The 11360-nt window shown below is 28.3% G+C and carries 10 protein-coding genes and 1 tRNA gene; 1 reads left to right on the forward strand and 10 read right to left on the reverse strand.

Annotated features, from left to right (window positions below; genetic code table 11):
* Positions 1-68 precede the first annotated feature (68 nt).
* From L8V79_RS05605 to secA, 7 genes are all read right to left on the reverse strand, one after another.
* Positions 69-143 (reverse strand) — tRNA-Asn (locus tag L8V79_RS05605).
* 68 nt (positions 144-211) lie between these two features.
* Positions 212-1120: a radical SAM protein gene (locus L8V79_RS05610; RefSeq protein ID WP_263702821.1), complete on the reverse strand. Its 909-nt coding sequence runs from the start codon at positions 1118-1120 to the stop codon at positions 212-214.
* Positions 1117-2139, reverse strand: coding sequence for a uroporphyrinogen decarboxylase (gene hemE / locus L8V79_RS05615; RefSeq protein ID WP_263702822.1), 1023 nt, complete (start codon positions 2137-2139; stop codon positions 1117-1119). The genes L8V79_RS05610 and hemE overlap by 4 nt, the downstream gene beginning before the upstream one ends.
* Before the next feature lie 12 nt (positions 2140-2151).
* Entirely contained in the window at positions 2152-2658 is a 507-nt protein-coding gene (locus tag L8V79_RS05620; RefSeq protein WP_012661246.1) for a YqhA family protein, read from the reverse strand.
* An 11-nt stretch (positions 2659-2669) separates the two neighbouring features.
* Entirely contained in the window at positions 2670-3686 is a 1017-nt protein-coding gene (locus L8V79_RS05625) for an aspartate-semialdehyde dehydrogenase (RefSeq protein ID WP_263702823.1), read from the reverse strand.
* A gap of 12 nt (positions 3687-3698) precedes the next feature.
* Positions 3699-4988: a sigma-54-dependent transcriptional regulator gene (locus L8V79_RS05630; protein WP_263702825.1), complete on the reverse strand. Its 1290-nt coding sequence runs from the start codon at positions 4986-4988 to the stop codon at positions 3699-3701.
* Positions 4989-4996: 8 nt separating this feature from the next.
* Complete coding sequence (gene secA, locus L8V79_RS05635) at positions 4997-7588, reverse strand: preprotein translocase subunit SecA (protein WP_263702826.1); 2592 nt, start codon at positions 7586-7588, stop codon at positions 4997-4999.
* Between the two features lie 116 nt (positions 7589-7704).
* Here secA and lolA point away from each other — a divergent pair, with 116 nt between their 5' ends.
* Positions 7705-8211, forward strand: coding sequence for a LolA-like outer membrane lipoprotein chaperone (gene lolA, locus L8V79_RS05640; protein ID WP_263702827.1), 507 nt, complete (start codon positions 7705-7707; stop codon positions 8209-8211).
* Here lolA and L8V79_RS05645 read toward each other — a convergent pair whose 3' ends face one another.
* Genes L8V79_RS05645 through L8V79_RS05655 form a run of 3 tightly spaced genes read right to left on the reverse strand, consistent with a single transcriptional unit; the run spans position 8212 to position 10980 of the window.
* On the reverse strand, positions 8212-8856 hold the full coding sequence (locus L8V79_RS05645) for a flagellar basal body-associated FliL family protein (protein WP_263702828.1): 645 nt from the start codon (positions 8854-8856) through the stop codon (positions 8212-8214). It abuts the gene before it with no gap.
* Between the two features lie 2 nt (positions 8857-8858).
* Positions 8859-10214, reverse strand: a complete 1356-nt coding sequence (locus tag L8V79_RS05650; protein WP_263702829.1) for an ATP-dependent DNA helicase — start codon at positions 10212-10214, stop codon at positions 8859-8861.
* 1 nt (position 10215) lies between these two features.
* The gene (locus tag L8V79_RS05655) at positions 10216-10980 is read right to left on the reverse strand and encodes a class I SAM-dependent methyltransferase (protein WP_263702830.1); all 765 of its coding nucleotides are present in this window, start codon (positions 10978-10980) and stop codon (positions 10216-10218) included.
* Positions 10981-11360 lie beyond the last annotated feature (380 nt).

Consider the following 11360-nt stretch of genomic DNA (forward strand, 5'->3'; position numbering starts at 1 on the left):
ACTAGTTATATAAAATCATATAATTCACTTAACACTTATAAAAATCAGGATTATAATTTAAAAAGAAGTGGCTCCGGATGTAGGATTCGAACCTACGACCAATCGGTTAACAGCCGACTACTCTACCGCTGAGCTAATCCGGAACATCAATAAATAAGAAATGGTATTATATAAGAAAAAAATACTCTTGTCAAGAGTTTTTCACAAAAAATTATATTTTTTTATAAAATTTCACTCCAGCTAGATTTTTTACAATAATTTCTTGCTCCTTAAGTAACTTTTCTAATATATCTTTACTATATTGACTAAATTTATTTTCAACATCAAATTCACTTTGAGCTCTAAGTTGCAACATTTTTAAAAGCTCTTGAGTATTAAAATCAATTTTTTCACCTTTATAATAATGCTTAGCAAGCACAACAGGGGCGCTATTAATATACATACTTAATTCTTCTAATTTTTCCATAGATACACCTTTAACAGGATAAGCTGGAGGTCTATCAATAGTGCTGAAATCTACTCTTAATGGCTTTATTTTATCAAATACCTCATTTAAAGCTAACATTTCTTCTTTATTGTCATTTAAACCTTGTACAACTAAAACTTCCATAACAAGCTCACCTAGAAATTTTTCCCTAAAAGTAATCATTTTATCAATCATTGCTTCAAGTTTAATTTGTTTTAGAGCTTTATCTATTCTATAAAATGTTTTTTCTTTAGCACTATCAAGACTAAATTTAACCACATCAATATCCAATAAAGCATTGAATGCATTTGGATTTAACACACCACTACCATTACTTAAAATCAAAAGTTTTTTATCTTGTTTTATTTTATTTAACTCGCAAACTAATTCTTTTAAATAAGGATACAGACTAGGTTCACCATTTGCAGTTAATGTAAGAAAATCGAATTTCACATCACTAGCTAAAGATTGTTTTACTTGTTCTAAGATGTCCTGAATTTTTGGATATACTAAAGATTTTTCCACGGGTTTTGCAGCTTGTAACTCACAATATACACAATCGAAATTGCACTGCTTTTGATTTGGACTTAAATCAATCCCTAAAGAAAGCCCAAATCTTCTTGAGCTTATGGGACCAAAGGTAATTTTATTCACTTTTTAGATTTCTCTTGAACTAGCTTGATAAAATATTTAGCATTTTCAACAGGAATATCAGGTAAAATACCATGTCCAAGGTTAAAAATATGCGCACCATCTTGCATGATATTTAAAATTTTATCCACTCCTACTTCAATCGCCTTTTTATCATACAATCTACAAGGCTCCATATTACCCTGTAAAGTATACTTAGCGCCTAATTTTTCTTTTGCCAATTCTAAAGGCGTACTCCAATCTACACCAAAAACATCAAAATTTCCATTTATACCATCCAAAAATCCACTAACACCTTTAGGAAATAAAATCACGGGAATATGCGGATATTTTTCTTTGATAAAATCAGCAATTTCAAGCATATATTTAAAAGAAAATTCAAAAAACATCTCTTTTTCTAAAGCACTTGCCCAACTATCAAATATCTGTATAGCATTAGCTCCTGCTTTAATTTGTTCTTGAATATAATGCTTTAAAGCTAAAGTAAGTTTAGATAAAATTTGATGTAAAAATTCAGGATTTTGATAAACTAATTTTTTGCATTTTGCATAATTTTTACTACCACCACCCTCTATCATATAAGTAACAATAGTCCAAGGACTTCCACAAAAACCAATCAAAGCTTTATCATGCGCAAGTTTTTCTCTAGTAAGCGCTAGTGCATCATAAACATAAGAAAGATTTTTAATACTTTTTTCAACATCTAATCTCTCCAAATCTTCCTTAGTTTTAATGGGATTTGAAAATACCGGCCCTTCGCCTTTTTCAAATTTTAAATCCATACCCATTTCTAAAGGCACTACTAAAATATCTGAAAAAATAATAGCTGCATCAACGCCCAAAATATCCACAGGTTGCAAAGTAACTTCACTTGCTTTTTTATAGTCCTTGCAAAGTGATAAAAAATCCCCAGCACTTGCTCTAACTTCCATGTACTCAGGCAGATATCTTCCTGCTTGACGCATCATCCAAACCGGAGTATAAGGAGTTGATTTTTTAAAACACGCATCAATAAAAATCATTTTTATTCCTTATTAATGATCGCTTTTATGTAAGAAATAAAGCCCCACACAAAGAGCCAAAATAGAACCTGCTAAATAAGTCATATCCAAAACTGTATTAAGTTGCATTTGTAAAATTCTTTGAAAAAAATTTACAACTAAAACCATGATAATTACTTTTGCAAGCTTATCTTTTAGCTGATCCAAACTATGCACTTCTAAAACTTTTGACTGCTTTGTTTGTTTAAAATCCTCTATTTCGCTAATAAAAAGCTCATAAATTCCAAAAGAAAAAATAAATAAAACCAAAGCCATCAAATACAAATCCACAGCTCCTATAATCAAACCAACAATATCTTCATGCAAATCTACCGTAGAATTTGGCAACATAAAGTATTCAAATACATATTTTAAAACTTTAATCACATCATAACTTGCGATAAAAAATAAAACAAAAGCCCCTATTAAACCAAAAATCACAGGTAAAATAGTAACCAAACGACTTTTAACTAATAAATTCTCAAAAAATCTTTCTAGCATTTTTCTCCTTTTTAAACCAATTCTAGCCATTTTTGCGCAATACGCACTGCATTTGTAGCAGCTCCTACACGAATTTGATCAGCCACGCACCATAAATGTAAAATGTTTTTGTGATTAATATCACGTCTAATTCTTCCTACATAAGTTTCGTTAGTGTCACTTGTAAAAAGAGGCATAGGGTATTTTTTATTTTCTACATCATCAATCACAACAACACTTGGTGCCTTAGAAAGTATCTCTTTAACTTTAGCAACATCAACATCTTTTTCAAAATGCATAGTAATGGCTTCACTATGACTTCTAAGTACAGGAACTCTTACACAAGTTGCTGAAATTTCAAGTTTTTTATGCAATATTTTTTGCGTTTCATTCACCATTTTTAATTCTTCTTTGGTGTAGCCATTGTCGCTAAAAACATCAATTTGAGGAATCAAATTTAAAGCCAAAGTATATGGAAAAGTTTTTGCTTCAAATTCATCTAATTTAAAAGCAAAAAAACTTTGCATTCCTTGAACTAGTTCTTCCATACCTTCTTTACCTGCGCCACTTGCTGCTTGATAAGTACTTACATCTACTCTTTTTAGATTAAATGCATTATCAAGTGGTTTTAAAACATGTACCATTTGTATGGTAGAGCAATTTGGATTAGCAATAATCCCTGTTTTTTCCCAATCTTTAATATCTTGACTATTGCACTCAGGAACCACCAAAGGAACATTCTCATCCATTCTAAAATGACTTGTATTATCAATTACCACAGCACCACATTCTACTGCGTATTTTGCATACTCAGCACTTATATTTCCTCCAGCACTAAAAAAAGCAATATCTACAGGATTTTCTTTAAAAACACTTGGAGTTAATTCTTTTACTTTATAGCTTTTACCTCTAAATTCTACTTCACTACCTGCGCTTTTTGCACTTGCTAATGGTAAAATACTTTCAACTGGGAAATCAAGCTCGTCTAAGACATTTAAAAGTTCTTCACCAACTGCTCCTGTTGCACCTACAATAGCTATTTTTTTCATTGTCCGTCCTTTTTAAGTAATATTATATTTTTTCATTTTTTCGCTAAAAATTTTCTCACTCATCCCTATAAGCTTAGCTGCTTCTGTAATATCTTGTGAATTTTTTAAAGCTTCTAAAATCAATTCTTTTTCAAGATTTTTAATATCTTTACTTTTTCTACTTTCTAAAAATAAATCTTGAGCACTAATCTCATCATTTTCACTTAAAATACAAGCTCTTTGTATAATAGAAATCAATTCTCTAATATTACCTGGAAAATCATAAGCTAGTAAAGCATCTTGTGCTTCTTGGCTTAAAGTTTTCTCATTAAAATCATATTCTTTACACGTATCAAGCAAGACCTTTTGTGCAATTTGCAAAATTTCTTCTTGACGCTCTCTTAACGGTGGTATATTAATAGGAATAGTATTAAGTCTATAATATAAATCTTGTCTAAACTCATTATCTGCAATCTTTTTTTCTATATGAGCATTAGTTGCACTGATAATTCTTACATCAATCTTTATACCTTTAGTACTTCCTAATCTTGTAATTTCTTTTTCTTGCAAGGCTCTTAATAATTTTGCTTGAATTTCATAAGGCATTTCACCTATTTCATCTAAAAATAAAGTGCCTTCATTAGCAAGCTCAAATAATCCTATTTTAGTAGTATTAGCATCAGTAAATGCACCTTTTTCAAAACCAAAAAGCTCACTTTCTATCAAATTTGATGGAATTGCTGCCATATTAATTGCTACAAAAGGCTTTTGTGCTCTTTTTGAATTTTTATGCACAAAATTTGCAAAAACTTCTTTACCTACCCCACTTTCTCCAAAAAAAAGCACACTTGCATCTGTTTTAGCAGCTTTTGTAGCTAATTTTAAACAATTTTCCAAAGCCTTAGAAGTGCCATAAAAATCTTGATTTTCTTCTTTTTTGATAGTCTTTTTATTTGTTTTTTTAGAAGTCTTTTCTTGAATTATTTTTGCGCGTTTTATCGCAGTTACTAAAGTATTAATATCAAATGGTTTTACTAGAAAGTCTTTTACCCCAAGCCTTACTGCCTCTATAGCACGATTTAGTGTTGCATTACCTGTAATAATAATAAAATCATATTTATTCTCACAAGCTTGCACAAATTCAATACCATCCATACCTGGCATATTAATATCTGTAATAATCAAATCAACATCATCGTTTAGTTTTTTTAAAGCTTCAGTTGCTGATTTATAGGATTTTATAGTAAATTCTTCATATTCACCCAAAGCTATTTCGAGTGATTTTCTCATATTTATATCATCTTCAACTATAACTAAATTCATCTCAAACCTTAAGCTAAAATACCTTTTTTAGGACCACTTTTACCATGGCATTCTTTATATTTTTTACCACTACCACAAGGGCAAGGTGAATTTCTAGGTACTTTAGTAATTTGTGCTTCACCATTTTCATCAACACCACTTTCTGTAGTACTAGCTAAAAACTGCTCGTTTTGCTCGTAGCTTTTTTCTTCAAAATTTTGTGCTTCTTTTTGAGTAAAAACTACATTAAATAGTAATTTTAAACTATCAAATTTAACACGCTCAACAAGCTCCATGAAAAGATTATAACTTTCTTTTTTATATTCCACCAAAGGATCTTTTTGGTTATAACTTCTTAAACCTATACCAGTTTTTAAAATATCCATTTGGTATAAATGTTCTCTCCATAGATTATCTAAAATTTGAAGATATAAAATTCTTTCAATTCTTCTAGCTTCTTTATCTTCAATAATACTCATTTTATCTTTGTAAGCTTTTTCTAAAATTTCACTTAATTTATTTTCTACTTCAATTACACCCAAATCTTTAAAATCAGCTTCGCTAAGCTCAAGGTTGCACTCATAACTTACTTTTTGCTTTAAGCTTTCAAAATGCTTAACATCATCTTCAAGCTCTGCATTTAGATAAATTTGACTTACCAAATGATTGCTATATTCAACAATATTTTTTAAAATTTTATCTTGCAAATCAAATTCTTCATCTAGTAATTCATTTCTATAATTATAGATAGTCTTTCTTTGCTCATTAGCCACATCATCATATTCAAGCAAATGTTTTCTACTTTCAAAATGTAAACTTTCAACTTTTTTTTGAGCATTTTCTACAGCTCTTGTAACAATGCGACTTTCTATATGCTCACCCTCTTCTATACCCAATCTTTCCATGATATTTTTAATGCGATCACCGCCAAAAATTCTCAAAAGATTATCCTCTAAACTTAAATAAAATCTACTTACACCAGGATCACCTTGACGCCCTGCACGACCACGAAGTTGATTATCTATTCTTCTACTTTCATGGCGCTCAGTTCCTATAATATAAAGCCCTCCTAAAGCTCTTATTTCATCATCTATTTTTATATCAACCCCACGACCTGCCATATTAGTAGCTATAGTCACTGCACCTTTTTTACCCGCATCTTGGATAATCAAAGCTTCTTGCTCGTGATTTTTAGCATTAAGCACATGATGAGGAATGCGTTCTTTTACAAGCATATTATGAAATACTTCACTTCTTTCAATACTTGCAGTTCCCACTAAAACTGGCTGACCCTTTGCATTTGCTTTTTTTATCTCTTCAATAACTGCTTTAAATTTTTCTTCTTGAGTTTTATAAATCAAATCATCTTTATCTATTCTTGCAACCGGTATATTTGTAGGTATAGAAACTACATCTAAATTATATATTTGAGAAAATTCTGTTGCCTCAGTTTGTGCAGTACCTGTCATGCCTGCTAACTTTTTATACATTCTAAAATAATTTTGGAAAGTAATATCTGCTAAAGTTTGACTTTCTTCCTGAATTTTTACCCCTTCTTTAGCCTCTAATGCTTGGTGTAAACCATCACTAAAGCGTCTTCCTTCACTTAGCCTTCCTGTAAATTCATCAACAATTACAACTTCTTTATCTCTTAATACATAATGTACATCTTTTTCGAATAAATTATGTGCTTTTAAAGCCTGATCAAGCTGATGAGCTAATATTGCATTATCTAAACTATATAAATTTTCTACTCCAAATAATTTTTCTGCCTTAGAAATTCCAGCCTCTGTAATCATGATAGTTCTATTTTTCTCATCAACAACAAAATCTCCACTTGGTAATTCTTGAGGAGTAGCCGCTGCTTGACCTTTTTGCATTTGTTTTGCTACTTCATTTGCTTTAATATAACCATCTAAAGTTCTATTTGTAGGTCCGCTTATTATAAGTGGAGTTCTTGCTTCATCTATTAAAATACTATCTACTTCATCAACTATAACAAAATTATGCTCTCTTTGTACTTTTTCAAGCTTTGAAAATTTCATATTATCACGCAAATAATCAAAGCCAAATTCATTATTTGTACCATAAGTTATATCACACTCATAAGCTTTTTTATGTGCTTCATCGCTATTTTGCTCTGAAAGTATCACACCTACACTAAAACCTAAAAAATTATAAATAGCACTCATTTGCTCTGCATCTCTTTTGGCTAAATAATCATTTACAGTAACTACGTGCACACCCTTACCGCTCATAGCATTTAATACAACAGGTAAAGTTGCAACCAAGGTTTTACCTTCCCCGGTTTTCATTTCAGCGATTTTTCCCTCATGTAAAACCATACCACCGATTAATTGCACATCAAAATGACGCATATTAAGCGTTCTTTTTCCTACTTCTCTAACTATTGCAAAAACATCATTTAGTATTTGGTCTAAAGTTTTTTCTTCTTTTTGAATTTGTGTTTTAAAATCTATAAAATTTTGTTTTAATTCATCATCACTTAAATTTTGGTATTTTGACTCTAAAGCATTAATTTGCGCAACTCTCTTTAAATATTTTTTTACTTCTCGATCGTTTTTTGTGCCAAATATTGCTTTAAATACACTAGAAAACATTTTTTTACCTTTAATTACAAAAATATATGCTAGATTATACCTTGATTTTAATTAGAACTATATAAAATTTATTTGCATAAATTTTATATAATTTGTAAAATTTTTAAAGGATAATTATGAAATATTTTGTATTTTTAATGATATTTGCTTATAATATTTTTGCTTTTGATATAAATTTTAAAAATTTTAGCAGTGATTTTGAACAAAAAGTGCAAAGTAATAATTCTTCGCTAAATTATAAAGGAAATTTTATCATCACTCAAAATAAAGCCTTTTGGAATTATACTAAGCCGAATAAAAAGCAAATTTATATCAACAACAAAGAAGTTGTTATCATAGAACCTGAATTAGAACAAGCCATTTATACTCAATTACAAAATTTACCAAATCTTCAAGCAATTTTTAAAAATGCGAAATTAATATCTCACGAAAGCTATGAAGCAAAATACGAAAATATCATATATAATATCAAACTAGAAAACGGTAGCCTTAACAGTATTTCTTATAAAGATGAATTGGGAAATTTAGTCAGTCTTTATTTTTACAACCAAAAATTTGATCAAAACATCAACGATAATATTTTTATACCAAAAATTCCAAGCCATTTTGATATAATCCATTAATCAAAATGGTATCTCTTTAAACAAATCTTGTTCTTTGCTTGGTGCTAACATTTGCATTTGAGCATTTTCCATAGTTTTTAAAATCATATCCATAGCTTCTTTGCTTGTATTAACATCTTGATTAAAACTTATATTACTATCTTTGATACTGTTTGCTTGAGTAGCATTTATATCTTTTGGCTGGGTATTATTTTGATCTGAAGTTTTAGCAACTGTAAGGATATTTTGAATTTCTTCTTGCTTAGCAGTTTCTTTTAAATCTTCTTCCTTTTTTTCTAAATCTTTTACAAAACGCTTCAGTTCTTCTATATCAAATTGAGCCACTGAGTTAATTTTTAAAATATAAATGTTTTTTATTTGGGTTTTGTATTTTTTATTGCTAAATTTAAGCAAAGTTTCTTTGAAGTTGTTTTTGCCCACTTCTGTAAACAAATCTTCATAAAAATAACTAGATACAATAGTATTTAATGCGTCTGTAATTTTCTTTTGTTCTAAATTTTCTCCCTCAAAATCTAAAGTCATTTCAATCTTTTTTAAAGTATTATTTCCAGCTTTTGAATACAAATCCGTTCTAAAATCTTCTATACTCAAAGAATTAGCATAAATACTACAAAAAGAAAAAAATAAAATTACTACCCATCTCATAATCACTCCCTATCTTCTTCTAAATTTATAAACTTTTCTTGCAGATAAAATCGCTTTACCTCTTTATCAAATTTTAAAATTTTTAAAAAATAATCCTCAAAAGGCATTTTATAATTATATATTATTTTTAAATTACTTGGATTAATGGCTCTTGATAAACATACATATAATTGTCCTTTTTCAAAAATTCCATCAATATCACATATTAATTTATCTATACTCATGCCTTGAGATTTATGGATTGTTATAGCATAAGCTAATTTTATAGGAAACTGAACAAATTTAGCTTTTATCTTAACTTCTAGTTTTTCATCTTTATCTAACTCATACTCTTCTAAGGTATATTCATATGGTTTTAATTTCAATCTTTCACCATTATTTTTTTCTATCAGAATATATTCTTGCTCTTTATCTTTTATAAAATCTAAAACAACACCTTGCTCCCCATTGTAATAATTTTCTTCTTTATTATTCACACAAAAAATAATCTTAGCACCTATTTTTAATTTTAACTCACTCAAAGAATTAAGTCCATTAATCCACTGCTCGCAAGTTTTATCATCTAAGGTACAATCTAGTTTTTCAGCTTTTGCTTTAAATATACTTTCTTTACCTTGTAAAAGATTTAATTTTTCAGTATTAATACGATTAGTCTTTTTATTGGTAGCGCATAATAAAGTATACTCATCCATATACTCAAGTAATTTTTTTGAACTAATTAACATTTTTTTAAAGAAATTCAATATTTCTTTATTTGCTTCACCCATTCTAAGAAAAAACAAATATTCGTAAAATTGTTTATCTAAAGTTCTTTTTGTAATACTAAGTTTTAAATTAATAAATTTAAGATCACTCCAAGCTTGCGAAGAAAAAGCATATAAAGTATTTTGAAATAAAGTACTTTGAATTTGATTTTCTTTATGTTTAACCACGGGTGGAAGTTGAAAAAAATCTCCAACTAATAAAATTTTACCATTAAAACCACTTCTTGATAATCTATAATAAATCATTTCCATCAACGAAGCACTTACCATAGAAATTTCATCAATAACCAATAAATCACATTGTTTTAAAATTCTCTTTAATTTTTCTAGTTTATCTTTTTGCTTTCTATCTTCATAATATAACTCATCATAATTCTGACATCTTTTAAAAGCAAAAAAACTATGTAAAGTAACCCCACCTATATTAAAAGCACTAAGAGCAGTAGAGCCCAATACAATAACAATTTTTCCTTGAACTCTATAAGATTTTATAAGTTCCATAGTTAAAAAAGACTTACCAACACCTGCGCCACCACTTAAAAATACATTATTATTTTTTAAAAAAAATCTTAATTTATCTGCAACTAAGTTCAAACTACTCTTTCATGCAAGATACTATCAACATCATTGGCCTATGCCATTCTTTTTTAAATTCATTTTTGAATTCAGGAAAAAGATTGATAATTTTATTAGAAGGCTTTGGCTCAATAATATTGGTTATTTTAAAATTATTTTGCAATAAGGGAGAAATATAACTTGTTAAGGTACGGTGATATTTAACCACACCCTCGCCTAAAAAATTATATTTATTTTTATTTTCATAAAAATAATTTTTAATAGGAAAATATTGAATATCTCCATTATTATCATATATAAAATCTTGGGAAATATTTGCGGTAAAAACAGGATGCTCAACACTAAAAACCAAACTACCATTTTTATTAAGAAGATTTGAAATATTAAAAATTAATTTTTCATAATCCTTTATATAATGAAAAACTAAAGAACTAATAACTATATCAAATTTCATATTTTGTAAGTCAGTGATTTTATCTATTTCTTCGCAAGAACCTCTATAAAAGGATATTTTATTTTTATATTTACTTGTTTTAGTCTTAGCTTTACCTAACATTTTTAAAGATAAATCAATAGCAAAAACTTTTTTAGCCCCATTTTCTAAAGCATAAATACTATGCCATCCATATCCACAACCTAAGTCTAATATAACTTTATCTTTTAAACTTGGTAAACATGTTTTAAAATCTTCCCATTCACCAGCACCATCCAATCCTACTTTAGATCTTAGCATTAAGGCATATTTATCAAAAAAAATATTATCATCATACTTATTATCTAACATCATACATCCTTATAATAGTTTTATTATATCAAAACTTTTCATTTTAATCTCATCAAAAAAAAACCCCCCCCCCAACCCACCAAATAACAATTCAATAACCAACCACACAAATCTAAGCCATAAGAAACAACCCATAAAACCATAAAAATTCAAAAATAAAATAGAATAACTAATAAATAGCAAAAACAGCATATAAAACTAAATTTTATAAAATAATAAAAAATAACAATAAATACCCTATCTAATCTAATCAATACTAACTAATTAGAAATTTTCACAATATAACTAAATAGCATATAAAACTAAAATTTATAAACTAATAAAAAAATAAATAATTAAAAATTCACCTACAGTCAATAACCAAGCTGACTAAAAAACAC

Origin of the sequence: Campylobacter sp. IFREMER_LSEM_CL2194 (assembly GCF_025771685.1) — a bacterium.
Taxonomy (GTDB): domain Bacteria; phylum Campylobacterota; class Campylobacteria; order Campylobacterales; family Campylobacteraceae; genus Campylobacter_D.